At 75.5% G+C, this 17,320-nt stretch carries 16 protein-coding genes and 1 pseudogene; 8 read left to right on the top strand and 9 right to left on the bottom strand.

Annotated features, from left to right (window positions below):
- The 3 genes and pseudogenes from JZ5iCDA_RS09225 to JZ5iCDA_RS09215 all read right to left on the bottom strand — a co-directional run.
- Window positions 1–1,063: pseudogene (locus JZ5iCDA_RS09225) on the bottom strand (hypothetical protein); the annotation flags it as partial.
- Window positions 1,063–3,054: an HSP90 family protein gene (locus JZ5iCDA_RS09220; protein ID WP_069386901.1), complete on the bottom strand. Its 1,992-nt coding sequence runs from the start codon at window positions 3,052–3,054 to the stop codon at window positions 1,063–1,065. The pseudogene JZ5iCDA_RS09225 and the gene JZ5iCDA_RS09220, both read right to left, overlap by 1 nt.
- Entirely contained in the window at window positions 3,051–3,539 is a 489-nt protein-coding gene (locus JZ5iCDA_RS09215) for a YbjN domain-containing protein (protein WP_069386900.1), read from the bottom strand. The genes JZ5iCDA_RS09220 and JZ5iCDA_RS09215 overlap by 4 nt, the downstream gene beginning before the upstream one ends.
- A 138-nt stretch (window positions 3,540–3,677) precedes the next feature.
- On the opposite strand from JZ5iCDA_RS09215, the gene miaA reads away from it, so the two are divergent.
- Both miaA and dapF read left to right on the top strand, forming a co-directional pair.
- Window positions 3,678–4,712, top strand: coding sequence for a tRNA (adenosine(37)-N6)-dimethylallyltransferase MiaA (gene miaA / locus JZ5iCDA_RS09210; RefSeq protein ID WP_069386899.1), 1,035 nt, complete (start codon window positions 3,678–3,680; stop codon window positions 4,710–4,712).
- Complete coding sequence (dapF, locus tag JZ5iCDA_RS09205) at window positions 4,709–5,701, top strand: diaminopimelate epimerase (protein WP_083259847.1); 993 nt, start codon at window positions 4,709–4,711, stop codon at window positions 5,699–5,701. The genes miaA and dapF overlap by 4 nt, the downstream gene beginning before the upstream one ends.
- Window positions 5,702–5,747: 46 nt before the next feature.
- On the opposite strand, the gene JZ5iCDA_RS09200 is transcribed toward dapF, so the two are convergent.
- Window positions 5,748–6,401 (bottom strand): class I SAM-dependent methyltransferase, encoded by a 654-nt coding sequence (locus JZ5iCDA_RS09200; RefSeq protein WP_069386898.1) that lies wholly within the window; start codon window positions 6,399–6,401, stop codon window positions 5,748–5,750.
- A gap of 105 nt (window positions 6,402–6,506) precedes the next feature.
- Between JZ5iCDA_RS09200 and hflX the strand changes: the two genes are divergently transcribed.
- From hflX to JZ5iCDA_RS09185, 3 genes are all read left to right on the top strand, one after another.
- Window positions 6,507–8,051, top strand: coding sequence for a GTPase HflX (hflX, locus tag JZ5iCDA_RS09195; RefSeq protein WP_069386897.1), 1,545 nt, complete (start codon window positions 6,507–6,509; stop codon window positions 8,049–8,051).
- Between the two features lie 130 nt (window positions 8,052–8,181).
- Window positions 8,182–10,254, top strand: coding sequence for an ATP-dependent DNA helicase (locus JZ5iCDA_RS09190; protein ID WP_069386896.1), 2,073 nt, complete (start codon window positions 8,182–8,184; stop codon window positions 10,252–10,254).
- 26 nt (window positions 10,255–10,280) lie between these two features.
- Window positions 10,281–11,285, top strand: coding sequence for an L-lactate dehydrogenase (locus JZ5iCDA_RS09185; protein ID WP_069386895.1), 1,005 nt, complete (start codon window positions 10,281–10,283; stop codon window positions 11,283–11,285).
- A 43-nt stretch (window positions 11,286–11,328) separates the two neighbouring features.
- On the opposite strand, the gene lexA is transcribed toward JZ5iCDA_RS09185, so the two are convergent.
- Complete coding sequence (lexA, locus tag JZ5iCDA_RS09180; protein ID WP_069386905.1) at window positions 11,329–12,048, bottom strand: transcriptional repressor LexA; 720 nt, start codon at window positions 12,046–12,048, stop codon at window positions 11,329–11,331.
- Between the two features lie 331 nt (window positions 12,049–12,379).
- Between lexA and JZ5iCDA_RS09175 the strand changes: the two genes are divergently transcribed.
- Both JZ5iCDA_RS09175 and nrdR read left to right on the top strand, forming a co-directional pair.
- Window positions 12,380–12,742, top strand: a complete 363-nt coding sequence (locus JZ5iCDA_RS09175; protein WP_253182028.1) for a LysM peptidoglycan-binding domain-containing protein — start codon at window positions 12,380–12,382, stop codon at window positions 12,740–12,742.
- A gap of 354 nt (window positions 12,743–13,096) precedes the next feature.
- Complete coding sequence (gene nrdR / locus JZ5iCDA_RS09170; protein WP_069386894.1) at window positions 13,097–13,660, top strand: transcriptional regulator NrdR; 564 nt, start codon at window positions 13,097–13,099, stop codon at window positions 13,658–13,660.
- A 21-nt stretch (window positions 13,661–13,681) separates the two neighbouring features.
- Here nrdR and JZ5iCDA_RS09165 read toward each other — a convergent pair whose 3' ends face one another.
- Window positions 13,682–14,731 (bottom strand): aldo/keto reductase, encoded by a 1,050-nt coding sequence (locus JZ5iCDA_RS09165; protein WP_083259844.1) that lies wholly within the window; start codon window positions 14,729–14,731, stop codon window positions 13,682–13,684.
- Window positions 14,732–14,872: 141 nt separating this feature from the next.
- Between JZ5iCDA_RS09165 and JZ5iCDA_RS09160 the strand changes: the two genes are divergently transcribed.
- Window positions 14,873–15,064 carry a DUF5302 domain-containing protein gene (locus JZ5iCDA_RS09160; RefSeq protein ID WP_069386902.1) on the top strand — a complete coding sequence of 64 codons (192 nt, stop codon included), beginning with the start codon at window positions 14,873–14,875 and terminating at the stop codon, window positions 15,062–15,064.
- Window positions 15,065–15,080: 16 nt separating this feature from the next.
- Here JZ5iCDA_RS09160 and JZ5iCDA_RS09155 read toward each other — a convergent pair whose 3' ends face one another.
- The 3 genes from JZ5iCDA_RS09155 to JZ5iCDA_RS19695 all read right to left on the bottom strand — a co-directional run bounded on the left by JZ5iCDA_RS09155 (window position 15,081) and on the right by JZ5iCDA_RS19695 (window position 17,188).
- Window positions 15,081–15,506, bottom strand: coding sequence for a pyridoxamine 5'-phosphate oxidase family protein (locus JZ5iCDA_RS09155; RefSeq protein ID WP_069386893.1), 426 nt, complete (start codon window positions 15,504–15,506; stop codon window positions 15,081–15,083).
- 140 nt (window positions 15,507–15,646) lie between these two features.
- Window positions 15,647–16,846 carry a phosphoglycerate dehydrogenase gene (serA, locus tag JZ5iCDA_RS09150; protein ID WP_069386892.1) on the bottom strand — a complete coding sequence of 400 codons (1,200 nt, stop codon included), beginning with the start codon at window positions 16,844–16,846 and terminating at the stop codon, window positions 15,647–15,649.
- Between the two features lie 75 nt (window positions 16,847–16,921).
- The gene (locus tag JZ5iCDA_RS19695; RefSeq protein WP_069386891.1) at window positions 16,922–17,188 is read right to left on the bottom strand and encodes an ATP-binding domain-containing protein; all 267 of its coding nucleotides are present in this window, start codon (window positions 17,186–17,188) and stop codon (window positions 16,922–16,924) included.
- Window positions 17,189–17,320 lie beyond the last annotated feature (132 nt).

Raw genomic sequence — 17,320 nt, 5'->3', positions numbered from 1 at the left:
CCGCACGCCGCCACGCGCGCAGGAGGCGGTCGCTCGCGGCCGTCGTGCCGTTGCGCTCGTCGAACGCGCGCGCGAGCGCGGCCGCCTCGCCCCGCACCCAGGTGTCGAGCTCGGCCACGGTCCGGGCCGGGACCTCGCGCAGGGCGAGCGGCTCGTCGCCCCGCTCGGCGCGCAGCACGCCCGTGGCGACGCCGACGCTCGTGAGGAAGCCGAGGCGCTCGCCCGGCGAGTCCGACTCGACGAGGAGCCGCTGCTGCTCGACGAGGCGACGCAGCGCGCGGTCGGCGTTGCCGGTCCGGGCGAGGAACTCGATGTGCCGGCCCTGGGGGCCGTCCATCGTCACGCCGTTGTCGAGGTGGCGCAGGCCGCGCCGGTGGGTGCGGGCGGCCGCCTCCGCGTCGCCCACCTCGAGGTAGGCGAGCTGGAGGCGCGAGAGCATGTCCCCGGGCTCCGTCGCGCACTGCGGCGAGCCGGCGAGGACCTGCTCGAGCAGCCGGATGCCCTCCTCGTAGCGTTCCGTGTCGAACAGGTACGCGGCGCGGTCGCCGGGCTCGCACGCCTCGCACTGGGAGTACTCGTCGCGCGGCGTGGTGACCCACGCCTGGTAGGCCTCCTCGACGTCGGCCGCGCCCCGCTCGCGCGCCCACGAGAAGCGCTCGAGCGCGACTGCGTTCGTCCCGTTGCCCGCCAGCGCGTAGCGACGTGCCATGTCGTCGAGCGTGCGCTCGATCTGCTCCGCCGGGACGGTCGGGAACTCCATGAGGTGACCGACCATCCACTTGAACGACCAGAACAGCGAGTGCGCGTCCTCGTCGTCGAAGTGCTCGGGGTGCTCGTCCCACCACCGCAGCAGCTGCGTGAACGGCAGGTACGCCTTCGCCACCTCGCCGCCCCAGACGGACGACTCGACGAGGGCGAAGAGCGCGTAGGCCCGTGCCGCGTCGGGGCCCTCGGCGACCACGCGGTCCACCTCGGCCGCGGCCGCGGCCGAGCGCGCGATCCCGTACGGCATCGAGCGGATCTGGTGGACGGCGGCGTTCACCTGGTCCACGGACCGGGTCATCAGGGCTCCTCGTCGTCGGCGGGGTCGGGCAGGCCGTCGGAAGTCCGGCCGTGCGGGCGGTCGAGCGGGCGGTCGAGCGGTCGGTCCGGCATCGGGCGTGGTGCGTCGCCGGGGGCGAGCGCGCGTCCGAGCAGGAGCGTGAGCGCGTCGTTCATCACGGCGGCCTCCGACGCCTGCAGGGTGCGGCCCGACGCGAGGAGCGCCGTGACGTAGAGCGAGCGCACCCCCGCGCCGCGCACCGCGACGTCCGGCGACGCGAGCAGCGCGCGGACCGTGCCGTTGTCGTCGTTGAGGACGAGCTGCCGGGCGCGCGCCGGGCCGGTGAGCCCGGCGAGGACGCCGCCCCACAGGTCGTCGACCTCCGCGGCGGTCCGGGCGGCCGCCCGGGCGTGGTCGCCCTCGCGGTCGTGCAGCAGCATCGCGGGCAGGGCCTCCGGCGCGAACCGGCGCAGGGAGACGTCGCAGTCCTGGTCGGCGAGCGCGGTGCCGAGCGACGCGAGCGCGTCGGCGACCTCGAGCTCGCGCAGCGGCTCGACCTCGGCCAGCACGTGCGCGACGTCGTCCGACGTGACCGGGGCGAGGCGCCACCGCGGGAACCGTCGCGCGACGCGCGCGAGGAGGTCGGCGTCGTACACGTAGCCGCCGTTCACCACGGGAAGCCCCTGCGCCGCGGCCACGGGGGCGATGCGGCGGTACTCCTCGACGCTCGTCGCGTAGACGAGCCGGCCGACGGGGTGCGCGGCGGCGAGCTCGGCGAGCGTGGTCGTGCCCGCGGTCGTCTCGAACGGCAGGACGCGTGCCGCGACGTCGAGCATCTCGTCGTCCTGCAGCGCGAGCGCGCGGACGGCGAGGTGGTGGGTCGCGAGGAACCGGCGCGCGACGGGGGAGTCCTCGGCGAGGGTGTCGAGGGTCCAGCGCCGCACCTGCGCCCCGAGCGCGTCGCGGGTCGCGAGGAGGACCTCGTCCTCGTACAGCCCCTCGCGCGACGCCGTCGGGCGCAGCGCGGACGCGTCGACGACGCACCGCACGAAGAAGGCCCACGGCGGGAGCAGGTCGTCGACCGCGCCGCCCAGGAGCATGCGCTTGAGGTAGACACGGTGCCGTGCCGACGCGGTCGGCGGGACCGCGGCGGGCAGCACGTAGGCGACGCCGGAGAGCCCGGTGAGCGGCACCTCGAGGTCGATCCGGGCGAGCGGCGTGAAGCCGAGGGCACGCTCCGCATAGGCGTCGAGGGCGGCGTCGCGCGCGGCGGGCGTCGGGTGGGCCTCGTGCCACGGCAGCTCCCCGCCCGACAGGCGGCGCCGCACGGGAGCGCCCGCCCCCGGGACGTGCTCGTCGAGACGGGTCTCGACGAGCACGTCCACGGGCAGGAGCGACCCGACGTCGAGCGCGAGCGCGGTCACCGTGTCGGCGGCGAGCCAGTGCTCGGCGTCCCGGCGGGGCAGCAGGCGCACCACGCTGCCCGGTGCCGCGGGCGCGGCGGGGTCGTCCGGGTCGAGCCGGACGAGGTCGTAGCTCCCGTCGGCGCGCCCGCGCCAGCGCACCGGCTCCGGGCGCGAGCCGTCCGGGGCGCTCCGGGCCGAGCGCGAGACCAGCTCGATCTCGTCCGCGACGAGGAAGGCCGAGAGCAGCCCGATGCCGAACTGCCCGAGGAACTCCTCACGCCCGGCGCCGAGCTCGACGTCGCGCTTGGACGAGCGGCCGATCGTCGCGAGGAGCTCGCGCGCCTCGTCGTGCGTCAGGCCCACCCCGTCGTCGTGGACCTCGAGCCCGCCACCCGGCAGCGGGCGCAGCAGGATCGTGCCCCGCGCCGGACGGTCGGGGTCTTCCTCGGGCGCGATCGCCGCGCGGGCCGTGATCGCGTCGACGCCGTTCTGCAGGAGCTCGCGCAGGTACACGCGCGGGCTGGAGTACAGGTGCCGGGCGAGGAGGTCGACGACGCCGCGCAGGTCGACCTGGAAGGCCCCGCCGGCCGCGCGGCCGGTGCTCACCGCGCGTCGGCGTCCGCGGCCACCGTCTCCGTCGCCGTGTCCGGGAAGCGCTCCTCGAGCACGTCGAAGAACTGCAGGGCCGTGAAGAGGCCGCACTCGACGAGCTGGCCGAGCTGGTCGTCCGCCACGCCGAACTCGAGGTCCGTCGCCACCTCCGTGTAGACCGCGACCCGGTCGTCCTCGACGCGGCCGTACACCTTGGGCCAGATCCTGTCGCGGTTGAACTCGTTCGCCACGAGCGCGACCTGCGCCTCCGCGGCGGCGGGCAGCGTACGGTGCCAGCGACCGCGCACCTGGAGGATCTCCTTCTTCTCGCCGATGAGGAAGAAGTAGAACACCTTGCCGTCCCAGTTGCCCCCGACGTCGCCGTCCGAGTCGACGAAGTAGCGCCAGTCCCGGCTCGTCAGGAGCGCCTCGATGCGCTCGCGCGTCACGGGGGCGTTGTGGCTGGTGGGGGCGGCGTCCGGCTTGGTGAAGAAGCCCATGGTGCTGCTGTCCTCGTCTCTCTCGGGTCGGGTACGTGTCGGCCGTCCCGGCCGGTCTGCCCGGACGCCTCGGACAGACTACGCAACCCCACCCGCACCGCCCGCACCGCCCGTCCCCGCCCCGGTACCGTTCTGCGGGTGAACCGAGAGCAGGACCGTGCGGACGACCGCGCGGACGGGACGGGGTCGCCCGTCGTCGTCGCCGTCGTCGGCCCCACCGCCACGGGCAAGTCCGACCTCGGGCTCGACCTCGCGCAGCGGCTCGAGACCCCGGACGCGCCCGCCGAGATCGTCAACGCGGACGCCTACCAGCTCTACCGCGGGATGGACGTCGGCACCGCGAAGGTCCCCGTGGCGGAGCGCCGCGGCGTGCCCCACCACCTCCTCGACGTGCTCGACCCGGCGGAGGACGCCTCCGTCGCGCGGTACCAGGAGGTGGCGCGGTCGGTGCTCGACGACGTCGCCGCCCGCGGGCGCCGCGCCGTCGTCGTCGGGGGATCCGGCCTGTACGTGCGCGCGCTGCTGGACGACATGCGCTTCCCGGGCACGGACCCCGCCGTGCGCGCCGCGCTCGAGGACCGGGCCGAGCGCGAGGGCACGCGCGCGCTGCACGACGAGCTCGCGCGCCTCGACCCCGCGGCCGCCGCGAGCATCGGCCCGGCCAACACGCGCCGGGTCGTGCGGGCGCTCGAGGTGATCGAGCTGACGGGCGAGCCGTTCACCGCGAACCTGCCGCGCCAGGAGTACGTGCGTCCGACCGTGCAGATCGGCCTCGACTGCGACCGCGCCGTGCTCGACGCGCGGGTCGGCGGCCGGGTCGCGCGGATGTGGGACGAGGGCCTCGTCGACGAGGTGCGCCGCCTCGACGCCGCCGGCATGGGACGCACCGCCCGCCGCGCCGTCGGGTACGCCGAGGTGCTCGCGCACCTGCGCGGGGAGACGAGCGAGGAGGCCGCCCGCGAGGCCGTCGCCGCCAACACGCGCCGCCTCGCGCGCAAGCAGATGGGCTGGTTCGGCCGCGACCCGCGCGTGCGCTGGCTGGACGCGCGGTCGCCGACGCTCGTCGAGGACGCGCTCGCGCTCGTCGCGGCCGCGGACGCGGGCGAGCCGCTGCCCGGCGGCCCGGACGCGTCGGACGCCGGCGCCCCCGTCCGCCGTAGTCTTGGCTCATGACGCGCACCCGCTTCACCAAGGGGCACGGGACCCGCAACGACTTCGTGCTCCTCGCGGACACGACGGGCGAGCTCGACCTCACCCCGGAGCTCGTGCGGGCGCTCGCGGACCGGCGCGGCGGCGTCGGGGCCGACGGCGTGATCCGCCTCGTCCCGACGGCGCTCGTGCCCGAGTCGCGCGAGGTGCTCGCCGAGGACCCGCACGCCATCTGGTTCATGGACTACCGCAACGCCGACGGCTCGGTCGCGGAGATGTGCGGCAACGGGGTGCGCGTCTTCGCGGCGTTCGCCGAGCGCCTCGGCCTCGTGAGCTTCGCCGGCGGCACCGAGGTGCCGGTCGGCACGCGTGCGGGCGTCAAGCGCGTGCGCAAGGAGGACGACGGCTGGTACGCCGTCGACATGGGCCCGTGGTTCCTGCCCGGTGGCCGCGACGCGCTGCGCGACGGGTACGACGCCACCGTCGTCGTGCACGGCTGGGAGGTGCCGCGCCCGGCGCTGAGCGTCGACCTCGGCAACCCCCACACCGTGCTCGCGCTCGCCCGCGACGCCCTCCTCGACGACGCCGACCTCACGGCCGCGCCCGTCGTCGAGCCCGTGCCCCCGCACGGCACCAACGTCGAGCTCGTCGTCCCGCTCGGGGAGACGGTCGCGGAGGACGGCACCGTCGTGGGGCGCGTGCGGATGCGCGTGCACGAGCGCGGGGTGGGGGAGACGCCGTCGTGCGGCACGGGCGCGTGCGCGGCGGCGCTCGCGGTGCGCGTGTGGGGCGGCGCGGACGCCCCGGACACGTGGCTCGTCGACGTCCCGGGCGGCACGGTGCGCGTGCGGGCGCTGGCCGGGGACCGCGTCGAGCTGGCCGGCCCGGCCGAGCTCGTCCACTCGGGCGAGATCGACCTCGCGGCGCTCGTCCCGGGGAGCGGGCCGACGAGCGGTGCCGCCGACGACGCCCCCGCGACGGACCCCGACGGGGCACCCGCAGCCGTGCGCTGAGCCGACCCGGCTCTCGCGCGGTCTCAGGCGCCCGGCACCCGCGGTCTCAGGCGCCCGGCACCACGACCTCGAGCACCCGGAACCCCTTGGCGCTCGCCGCGCGCTCGACGCGCACGCCGGGCACGGGGCCGGCAAGGTGCTCGACGAGCCAGCGCTGCAGCGAGTCGGCGCCGAGGTTGCGCTGCACCACGAGGTGCGCGCTCGCGCCGGGCGCGAGCCGCGGCAGCCAGCGCAGGAGCATCGCGTGCAGCACGTCCTTGCCCACGCGGATCGGCGGGTTCGACCACAGCGCGGCGAGCGCGACGTCGTCCGGGACCTCGTCCGGCGTCACGGCACGGACACCGTCCAGGCCCAGGCGCTCGGCGTTGCGGCGCACCAGGTCCAGGGCGCGCTCGTTGACGTCGACCGCCCAGACCGTCGCCCCGGGCGCCTCGAGCGCCATCGTGAGCGCGACCGGGCCCCAGCCGCAGCCGAGGTCGAGCACGTGGGCGTCGGTCCTCCCCGCCGCGGCGAGGGCCTCGTCGAGCGGCGGCACCGTGCGCAGCAGCACCTGCGTGCCCAGGTCGAGACGCCCGGGGGAGAAGACGCCGGACGCCACCTCGACCTCGACGTCGCGGCCCGCGAGGCGCACCGCGAGCGTGCGGCGCTCCGCCGCGGAGGCGGGGCGCGCGGTGAAGTAGTGGTCCTGCTCGTCGCTCACGAGGCGTGATCCTACGGAAAGCGCTGGCTCCGGGACGAAAACGCGTGCCACGCTTGTTGGACCACGTGGGCGCAGGAAGCGCCCGGAACCGACGGAAGGCGGCACATGACCCAGACCCCGGCGAACCCCACGGCGGCTCACCAGGAGCCGGCCGACGCGTCGCGGGACATCGCGAGCGACGTCGTGGCGCGGGTGCTCGCACGGGCGGGTACGGCGCGCGCGGAGGGCGGCACGGTCCACGCGGACCACGACGGAGACCAGCTCGACCTCGCCGAGCGCAGCGCGCTGCGCCGCGTCGCGGGCCTGTCGACCGAGCTCCAGGACGTCACGGAGGTCGAGTACCGGCAGCTGCGCCTCGAGAAGGTCGTGCTCGTCGGGCTGTGGAGCCCGGGCACCGACCCCCGCGAGGACGGCGCCGCGCGGACCGCGCAGGAGGCGGAGATCTCCCTGCGCGAGCTCGCCGCGCTCGCCGAGACGGCAGGCTCCCAGGTGCTCGACGGCGTGATCCAGAAGCGCGCCAAGCCCGACCCCGGCACGTACCTCGGCTCCGGCAAGGCCGAGGAGCTCGCCGACGTCGTCGCGTCGAGCGGCGCGGACACGGTCGTCGTCGACGGCGAGCTCGCACCCTCCCAGCGCCGCGCGCTCGAGGACATCGTCAAGGTCAAGGTCGTCGACCGGACCGCGCTGATCCTCGACATCTTCGCCCAGCACGCCAAGTCCCGGGAGGGCAAGGCCCAGGTCGAGCTCGCCCAGCTCGAGTACCTCCTGCCGCGCCTGCGCGGCTGGGGCGAGTCGATGTCCCGCCAGGCCGGTGGCCAGGTCGGCGGCGCCGGCGCCGGCATGGGCTCGCGCGGTCCCGGTGAGACGAAGATCGAGCTCGACCGCCGGCGCATCCGCAGCCGCATGGCCAAGCTGCGCCGCGAGATCGCCGCGATGGCCCCGGGCCGCGAGACCAAGCGCTCGTCGCGCAAGCGGCACGCCGTCCCGTCGGTCGCGATCGCGGGCTACACCAACGCGGGCAAGTCGAGCCTGCTCAACGCGATCACGGGTGCCGGCGTGCTCGTCGAGAACGCCCTGTTCGCGACCCTCGACCCGACCGTGCGGCGCACCCGCACCGAGGACGGGCGCGTGTACACGCTGGCCGACACCGTCGGCTTCGTGCGTGCCCTGCCCCACCAGCTCGTCGAGGCGTTCCGCTCGACGCTCGAGGAGGTCGGGGACGCCGACCTGCTCCTGCACGTCGTCGACGTGTCCCACCCGGACCCGGAGGGGCAGATCGCCGCGGTACGGCACGTGCTCGCCGACATCCCGGGCGTCGAGGACGTGCCGGAGGTCGTCGTGCTCAACAAGGCGGACGTCGCGGACCCCGAGGTGGTCGACAGGATCCGGCGCCGCGAGCGGCGCACGGTCGTCGTCTCCGCGCACACGGGCCAGGGCGTCGAGGAGCTGCGCGACCTCATCGCGCGCGAGCTGCCGCGCCCGGACGTCACGATCGACGTCGTCGTGCCCTACAGCCGCGGCGACCTCGTGCACCGCGTCCACACCGAGGGCGAGATCGACCACGAGGAGCACACGGCCGAGGGCACGCTCCTGCGCGGCCGCGTCGCCGAGGCGCTCGCGGCCGAGCTCGCCGGGGCCGCTCGCGCCTGAGCGGCCCGGCAGGGCCGTCGTCGTGTCCTCCACAGGGCGGCGGAGCGCCGCAACCGCGTGGGAGGGCGACCGTAGACTCGGACGGGTGCCCCCCGTCTCGCCCGCCGCGCCCCGTCCCGCCGACGACACGGTGGAGGCGGGGACGGCGCCGTCCCGCGACGCGGCGACGTCGGCCGGCGTGCCGGACGTCGACACGCTGCTCGACCTCGCGGTCGGGCGGCTCGGCGGCGCGCGCCGCGACGGGCAGCACGCGATGGCGCGCGCCGTGGCCGGCTCGATCGGCAGCGGCGAGCACCTCGTCGTCCAGGCGGGCACCGGCACCGGGAAGTCGCTCGGGTACCTCGTGCCCGCCGTCCGGCACGCCGTCGCGACGGACGAGCGCGTCGTCGTGTCGACCGCGACCCTCGCGCTGCAGCGCCAGGTGATCACGCGCGACCTGCCCCTCGTCGCGGACGCCGTGGGGGACGAGCTGCCCCGGCCGGCGACCATCGCGCTGCTCAAGGGCTGGCACAACTACCTGTGCCTGCACAAGATCGCGGGCGGCTACCCCTCCGACGAGCCGACGCTCTTCGACCTGCCCGGGGAGTCGGCCGGCGCCGCGGACCACCCGCCCGCGCGCGGCGAGAACGGCGCGGCGTCCCTCGGGGAGCAGGTCCTGCGCCTGCGCGAGTGGGCGCAGGAGACGTCGACCGGCGACCGCGACGACCTCGTGCCCGGCGTGAGCGACAAGGCGTGGCGCCAGGTGTCGGTGACCGCGCTCGAGTGCCTCGGCCAGCGCTGCCCCCTCCTCGCCGAGTGCTTCCCCGAGCGGGCGCGCGCGGCGGCGCGCGAGGCCGACGTCGTCGTGACGAACCACGCGATGCTCGGCATCGCCGCGATGGGCTCGCCCGGGGTCCTGCCCGAGCACGACGTGCTCGTCGTCGACGAGGCGCACGAGCTCGCCGACCGGGTGACCGCCGCGGCGACCGTCGACCTCTCGGTCCCCGCGATCGAGGGCGCGGCCCGGCTCGCGCGGCGCCACGGCGGCGTGACGACCGAGGCCCTCGACGCGGCCTCGGCCGCGTTCGGCACGGTCGTCGGCGCCCTGCCCGCCGAACGGTTCCCCGAGGGCCTGCCCGACGGCGCCCGCTCCGCCGTGGCGGCCGTGCGCGACGCGGCGCGCGAGGTGCTGTCCCGGCTCAAGCCGGAGACCGGGGTGACGAAGCCCGCGACGCCGGACACGGGGCTGAAGATGGCGCAGTCGGCGATGCTGCAGCTGTTCGAGATCGCCGAGCGGATGGCCGCCGACCCCACCGGTCACGACGTGCTCTGGTGCTCGCGTCCCGGCGAGGGCGCGTGGTCGTCGGCGGACCGGTTCGGCGAGGGCGCGAGCCGCCTGCACGCCGCGCCGCTCGGCGTCGCCGGGCTCATCCGCACGCACCTGCTCGCCGAGCGCACCGGCGTCTTCACGTCCGCCACGCTCGCGCTCGGCGGGACGTTCGACGCCGTCGCGCGGACGTTCGGGCTCGGCGGCGGGTCGGGCGACGAGAGCCCGCCGTGGCGCGGGCTCGACGTGGGCAGCCCGTTCGACTACCCGCGCCAGGGGATCCTCTACGTCGCCAAGCACCTGCCCACGCCCGGGCGCGAGGCCGCGACCGAGCACCAGCTCGACGAGATCGCCGCGCTCGTCGAGGCGGCCGGAGGCCGCACGCTCGGCCTGTTCTCCTCGCGGCGGGCCGCTGTCGCGGCCGCCGAGGCCATGCGCGAGCGGCTCGACGTGCCCGTGCTGTGCCAGGGCGACGACCAGCTGCCCACCCTCGTGCGCCAGTTCGCCGACGACCCCGCGACGTGCCTGTTCGGCACCCTGTCGCTGTGGCAGGGCGTCGACGTGCCGGGCCCCTCGTGCCAGCTCGTGCTCATCGACCGCATCCCGTTCCCGCGTCCGGACGACCCGGTGCGGTCCGCGCGGGCGCGCGCCGTCGAGGCGGCCGGCGGCAACGGGTTCATGCAGGTCTCCGCCACGCACGCCGCGCTCCTGCTCGCCCAGGGCGCCGGCCGCCTCGTGCGCTCCACGGCCGACCGCGGGGTGGTCGCCGTGCTCGACCCGCGCCTGGTCACCGCCCGGTACGGCACCTTCCTCACGCGGTCCATGCCCGGGTTCTGGCAGACGACCGACCGCGAGGTCGCTGCCGCTGCGCTGCGCCGCCTCGTCGCCCTAGGCTGAGCCGGGACCGACGAGACGGAGGCACGATGACGAGCACGGCACCGCAGGACCACGACCCCGCAGGGCGCGCCCCGGCGGCCGGGGCGCGCACGACGAAGCTCGCCATCGTCGGGGCGGGCGCCGTCGGGTCGACCCTCGCCTACGCCGCGCTCATGCGCGGAGCCGCACGGACGGTGGCGATGCTCGACGTGAACCGGGCGAAGGTCGAGGCCGAGGTCCTGGACCTCCAGCACGGCATCCAGTTCATGCCGATGGCGCGGGTCGAGGGGTCGGACGACGTCGCCGTGTGCGCGGACGCGGACGTCGTCGTGGTGACGGCCGGGGCGAAGCAGAAGCCCGGGCAGACGCGCCTGGACCTGGCGGAGACGACGATCGGCCTCATGCGCTCGATCCTGCCCGGCCTCGTCGAGGTCGCGCCGGACGCCGTCTACGTCATGGTGACCAACCCGGTCGACATCGTCACGTACGCGGCGCTGAAGATCTCCGGCCTGCCGCCGCAGCGTCTCTTCGGCAGCGGGACCGTGCTCGACTCCTCGCGCCTGCGCTTCCTCGTCGCGCAGCAGTGCGGCGTCGCGGTCCAGAACGTCCACGCGTACGTCGCGGGCGAGCACGGCGACAGCGAGATCCCGCTGTGGAGCGCCGCGACCATCGGAGGCGTCCCGCTGCTCGACTGGAAGGGGCTCGCCGGGCGTGCCGCGCTGACCGAGGACGTCCGGGACGAGATCGCGCGCGAGGTGGTGCAGTCCGCGTACCGGATCATCGAGGGCAAGGGCGCCACCAACTACGCGGTGGGACTCGCGGGGACGCGCATCATCGAGGCCGTGCTCGGCGACGAGCACCGCGTGCTGCCCGTGTCGACCCTGCTGGACGGCGACTACGGCATCGACGACGTGTGCCTGTCGCTCCCGACGCTCGTGGACCGCCGCGGCGCCGTCGAGCGGGTCGACGTCCCTCTCGCGGCCGACGAGCTCGCCGGGCTTCAGGCGTCCGCGGACTCGCTGCGCGCCGCCGCCCGGAGGTTCGGCCTCTAGCGGACGGCCGGACCGCGGACCACCCGGACCCGCGGTCCGGGCATCAGAGGCTGCGCAGCACCGACACGACGCGGCCCAGCACCTGTGCGTCGTCGCCGAGGATGGGCTCGTAGGCCGCGTTGTGCGGCAGCAGCCAGACGTGGCCGTCGGCACGCTTGAACGTCTTCACGGTCGCCTCGCCGTCGATCATCGCGGCGACGATCTCGCCGTTCTCCGCGACCGGCTGACGACGGACGACGACCCAGTCGCCGTCGCAGATCGCCGCGTCGACCATCGAGTCGCCCTGGACCTTCAGGAGGAACAGCTCCCCGTCGCCCACGAGCTGACGCGGGAGCGGGAAGACGTCCTCGACGACCTGGTCCGCGAGGATGGGCCCGCCGGCGGCGATGCGGCCCACGACCGGGACGAACGACGGCGCCGGGTGCGCGTCGTCCGCGGCGACCACCACGGGGGTCGGCGCGGCCCGCCGCGCGTCCTCGGGCTGGACGACCTCGATCGCGCGGGGACGGTTGGGGTCGCGGCGCAGGAAGCCCTTGCGCTCGAGCGTCGTGAGCTGGTGCTTGACGGACGAGGGGCTCGTGAGCCCGACCGCCTCGCCGATCTCCCGCATGCTCGGCGGGTAGCCGCGCTGCTCGACGCACGAGCGGATGGTCTCCAGGACCAGACGCTGGCGCGGGGTGAGGCCGTCTCCGCCGGCGGTGCCGTCGGGCAGCTCGCGCACCTCGGCGAGCCCACCGCTCGTGTCCCTGCCTCGTCCCGCCATCGTCGTCTCCGCCCTCGTCGCCCCGCCGGCGTCGGCGCCGGGTCGCCGGTCGTCCGCCGCTCCCGCGGCCGTCCTGGTCGTGCCTTGGTCCGTGGCACCCCGCCGGACGGACATGTCCGGCGAAGCGACCTGGTCCCAGGTTAGGGGAGGGAGGCGGTGGAATCAAACACATGTTCGACGATCCCTCGACTGTGTCGGCGGGACGTGGTAGACCTTCGTACAGGTGTTCTACGTACACGTGTTCGACCCGCGCGGGTCGACGAGACGCCCGCCGGTGCCGGAGCGACCGGGGAAGGCGCTCCGGCGCCGGCGGGAGAGGATGGAGATCGGGATGAGCAGCATGACGACGACGTGGACCGGGCCTGTCCGCGGCGGGGTGCGGGCGGTGTCCCGCCCACAGCCGGTGCGGCTGCGGCTGACGCGCCGGGGCCGCGTCGTGGTGACGCTCCTCGCCCTCGTGGTGGCGCTGCTCGGGGTGCGCGTCGGCGACGCGGTGGCCGGCGCGCCGGGCGAGCCGGTCGAGGTCCGCGTCCACGTCGTGACGGCGGGCGAGACGCTGTGGGGCCACGCGCAGCGGCTCGCCGGTCCGGGGGAGGACGTCCGCGACGTCGTCGCGCGCATCGCCGAGCTCAACGGCCTGGGCTCCTCGGGGCTGCAGACGGGGCAGCGCCTGCTGCTGCCGGTCGAGGGCTGACGGGCGGTCGCGGCGCGCGCGTCACGTGACAGGGGTTGCGCTGGCGCTTAGGAGGTCCTAAGTTAGTGCCACTTCACTCGCCGGGCTGGGGGGCCGGGCAGGAGGTGAGGAGGCCGCGGGAGCACCGCGACTCCTGAGCACGTCGCCGCGCACGAGGCGAGTCGGGCGCGAGATGGGGACGGGGGCGTCCCGACGGGGGCGGCCGGTGACGGCCGCCCCCGTCCTGCTGCGCCTCCTCGCGCGCGGCGCCGTCGCCGCGCGGCGTGTTGCGTCGCCGCGCCGCGACGGCATACGTTCGTCGCGCCCTGCCGTGCGGACCCACGGCGCGGCGCCCCCCTGCTCGAGGAGACCGCCATGCACTGCCCGTTCTGCCGCCACGCGGACTCGCGCGTCGTCGACTCGCGCACGTCCGACGACGGCGCGTCGATCCGGCGCCGTCGGCAGTGCCCCCAGTGCCAGCGGCGCTTCACGACCATCGAGACGGCGAGCCTGTCGGTGGTCAAGCGCTCCGGTGTCACCGAGCCGTTCTCGCGGGAGAAGATCGTCAACGGCGTGCGCAAGGCGTGCCAGGGGCGTCCGGTCAACGAGGACGACCTCGCGCTGCTCGCGCAGCGCGTGGAGGAGACCATCCGGGCGAGCGGGAGCGCCGAGCTCGACGCCTACGAGATCGGGCTCGCGATCCTCGGTCCGCTCCGCGAGCTCGACGAGGTCGCCTACCTGCGGTTCGCGAGCGTGTACCAGGCGTTCGACTCGCTCGAGGACTTCGAGAGCGCCATCACCTCGCTGCGGGTCGACCGCGCAGAGCGTGCGGGGGCGCGCGCGACCGCGTCGGGCACCTCGGCGGACGCCTCGGTGAGCACCGCGCCCGACGGCGAGGGCGCGGCCGGCGCCGGCGGGACGGGATCGCCGAACCTGTAGCACCGGCCCGTCAGGCAGGCCTCAGAGGTCGCTGGACCGCGACGCCCAGAGGTTGATGCCCGTGTCGCGCGGGATCGCCTCGACCGCCGCGACCTCCTCGTCGGACAGCGGCGGGCCGTCGAGCGCGGCGAGGCTGTCGTCGAGCTGTGCGACCGAGCTCGCGCCGACGAGCACCGACGTGACGCGCGGGTCGCGCGCCGCCCAGGCGATCGCCGTGCGGGCGAGCGAGCGCCCGTGGGCGCGGGCGAGCGCGTCGAGCCGGCGCACGTGGTCGAGGTTCTCCGGCGAGAGGAACTCCTCGCGCAGCGGCCCGCCGCGCGCCGCGCGCGACCCCTCGGGGGTCCCGTCCAGGTAGCGGTCGGTGAGCATGCCCTGCGCGAGGGGCGAGAAGGCGACGACGCCCATCCCGGCCCGGTCCGCGACGTCGAGCACGCTCTCGCCGGACGCGTCCGGTTCCTCGATCCACCGGTTGAGCATCGAGTACGACACCTGGGTGACGACGAGGTCGACGCCCACGTCCGCCGCGACCTGGAGCGCCTCGCGCGTGCGGCGCGCCGAGTACGAGGAGATTCCCGCGTACCGGGCACGGCCGGACCGGACGGCGGTCGCGAGCGCCCCGATCGTCTCGGTGAGCGGGGTCGACGGGTCGAAGCGGTGGCTGTAGAAGACGTCCACGTGGTCGAGACCGAGCCGCCGCAGCGAGGCGTCGAGCGAGGACAGGAGGTACTTGCGGGACCCGCCCTCGCCGTACGGCCCCGGACCCATGCGGTAGCCGGCCTTGGTCGTCACGACGAGCTCGTCGCGCACCGGCCGCAGCTCGCGCGCGAGCAGACGCCCGACCGTCTCCTCCGCCGCACCGCCGGGCGGGCCGTAGTTGTTGGCGAGGTCGAGGTGCGTCACGCCGCGGTCCACGGCGTGCAGCACGATCTCGCGCTGCGTGGCGACGGGGTGGGCGTGGCCGAAGTTCTGCCAGAGCCCGAGCGACACGACGGGCAGCGTCAGGCCGGTGCGCCCGAGGCGGCGGTGGGGCAGACCGGGGGAGGGCGGCGTCGGGTTCGCGGGCGAGGTCACGCCTCGACGCTACCTGAGCCCGCGACCAGGGCGGGCGCGGTAATGGGCTGGCGCCGGGCACCGGGGGTGCGGCACGCTGGGCGGGCGGTGGACGGCCCGACGCCGGGCCGGCCGCCGACCACCGACCACGAGGAGACCGCCATGGCGTCCGACCAGCAGCGACCAGCATCGACAGGGCCGAGCGAGGAGGCCAAGGCGAAGTTCCGCGAGGCGCTGGACCGCAAGAACGCCGCCCGGCACCGCAGCGCAGACGGCGGGACGAACACGGGGACGGTGCACGGGTCCGAGACCGTCGGTCCCGTCCAGCGCACGTTCCGCCGCAAGTCCGGCTGACGCGTCCGGCCGTCGCTCACGGGAGCGGCCGGCGGAACCGCCGCCCGCTCACCTCGCGTGCCTCGACGCGGACCCAGTCCTCCGTCGGTACGTCGACGAGCGGCGCGACCACGTCGTCGCGGTCCGGTGGCTGGACCGCGGCGACCTCCCGCGCGGTCTCCAGATGCCTCGCGGTGCCCCGCACGACGACGCTCCACGCGTCCTTCGTCGCGACGTCGTCCCACTCGAGCGCGACGCGGTCGTTCGTCACGAGCGTCGCGAGCTTGGTGCCCGGCACGGTGCGGAACGTCAGGACGTCGCCGGCCGCGTGCACCGTCACGGGGTAGATGTCGGGCGCGCCGCCCATGCTCACCGCGAGCCGGGCGACGCGCGTGCCGGCGACGAGCGCCCAGCACTCCTGCGCGTCGAGCGCGGTCGCGGCGTCCTGCGAGTACCCGGTCATACCTCATGCTGGCGCCGGATGTTCGCGCCGCACCACGGACGAGGGTCCGCAAGGTCCGGGACCTGTGGCCCGTCCACGACCTGTGCCCGTGCGGGCCGGTGGCCCGGGCGTCCGGCCGTGCCGGCCGCCCGGGGCGTGGCTCAGTCGAGGACGCGCAGCGTGATCGTCTGCTCCATGGCGGCGAGCGCCTCGACCACGGCGGGCTCGACGCGCGAGCCGACGTCCGTGACCACGTAGCCGAGCTCGCCGCGCGTGGCGAGCAGCTGGCCCTCGATGTTCGTCCCGTGCTCGGCGAGCGTCGCGTTGACCGCGGCGAGCACGCCGGGCGTGTTGCGGTGCAGGTGCGTGATGCGCGTGATCCCGGTCGTCTGCTCGAGCGCGAGGTTCGGCAGGTTGACGCTGAGAGTCGTCGAGCCCGTGGTGAGGTAGTCGCGCAGCTTCGTCGAGACGAACTGGCCGATCGCCTCCTGCGCCTCCTCCGTCGAGCCGCCGATGTGCGGCGTGAGGATGACGTTGGGCAGGCCCCGCAGCTCCGAGTGGAACGAGTCGCCCTTGCGCTTCGGCTCCTCGGGGAAGACGTCGACGGCGGCGCCGGCGACGTGGCCCGCGAGGATCGACTCGCGCAGCGCGTCGTAGTCGACGACGAAGCCGCGCGAGAGGTTGAGGAAGATGGCGCCGGGGCGCATCTGCGCGAACTGCTTGGCGCCGAACATCCCCGCGTTGCCCGTGCGGCCGTCGACGTGGAGCGTCACGACGTCCGCCGTCTCGAGGAGCTCGTCGAGCGTGTCCATGCGGCGGGCGTTGCCCAGCGCGAGCTTCTCCGCGGTGTCGTAGAAGACGACGGACATGCCGAGGTTCTCCGCGACGACCGACAGCTGCGTGCCGATGTTGCCGTAGCCCACGATGCCGAGCGTGCGGCCACGGACCTCGTGCGCACCCTCCGCCGACTTGTCCCACACGCCGTCGTGCAGCGCGCGGTCGCGCTCGGTGAGCCGGCGCGTGAGCGCGATGATCTCGGCGAGGGCCAGCTCGACGACGGACCGCGTGTTCTGGAAGGGCGCGTTGAACACGGCGACGCCCTGGGCAGCGGCGGCGCGCAGGTCGATCTGGTTGGTGCCGATGCAGAACGCGCCGAGCGCGACGAGGTCGGGCGCGTTCTCGAGGACGTGCGCGGTGACGTTCGTCTTGGACCGGATGCCGAGCAGGTGGACGCCCTGCAGGGCCTCGACGAGCTCGGACTCGTCGAGCGCGCCGGTGCGGACGGTGACGTCGATGCCCGCGGCGCGCAGGTTCGCGGCGGCGAGCGGGTGGAGGTTCTCGAGGAGGAGGGCGCGTAGCACGCCACCATGGTGCGCCTCGTCCGCGGCGTGGACCAAACGGGTCTTGACCCTCGGGACGCCCGCCGGCGGCCCGCGTCAGGCCTCCGGCGCGGTCAGCCCCTCCGGGAGCTCCCGGGCGTGCACGACGACGAGACGCTGCGTCGGGCGCGTCATCGCGACGTACAGGTCCGACGCCCCGGACTCGCCGGCGGCGACCTCCGCCGGCTCGACGAGGACCACGGCGTCGAACTCCAGGCCCTTCGCCTGCACCGGGTCGAGCACGACGACGGGCGCGTCGAGGTCGTCGTCGCCCGCGCCGAGCGCCGCCCGCACCGCGGACGCGGTCGCGGGTGCGGCCACCACCGCGACGCAGCGTGAGCACGGTGCGACCCCGCAGCGGCTCGGGCACGAACGGCAGGTCCGGCAGGGTGAGCACCACGACGGACGTCGTGACGTCGTCGGGTGCGGTCGCCGTCCAGCGGGCCCACGCGCGCA

Source organism: Cellulosimicrobium cellulans (assembly GCF_001722485.1).
GTDB classification, from domain to species: Bacteria; Actinomycetota; Actinomycetes; order Actinomycetales; family Cellulomonadaceae; genus Cellulosimicrobium; species Cellulosimicrobium cellulans_A.
Note: the sequence above shows the minus strand (reverse complement) of the source record. Positions and strands in the feature narration are given on the sequence as shown.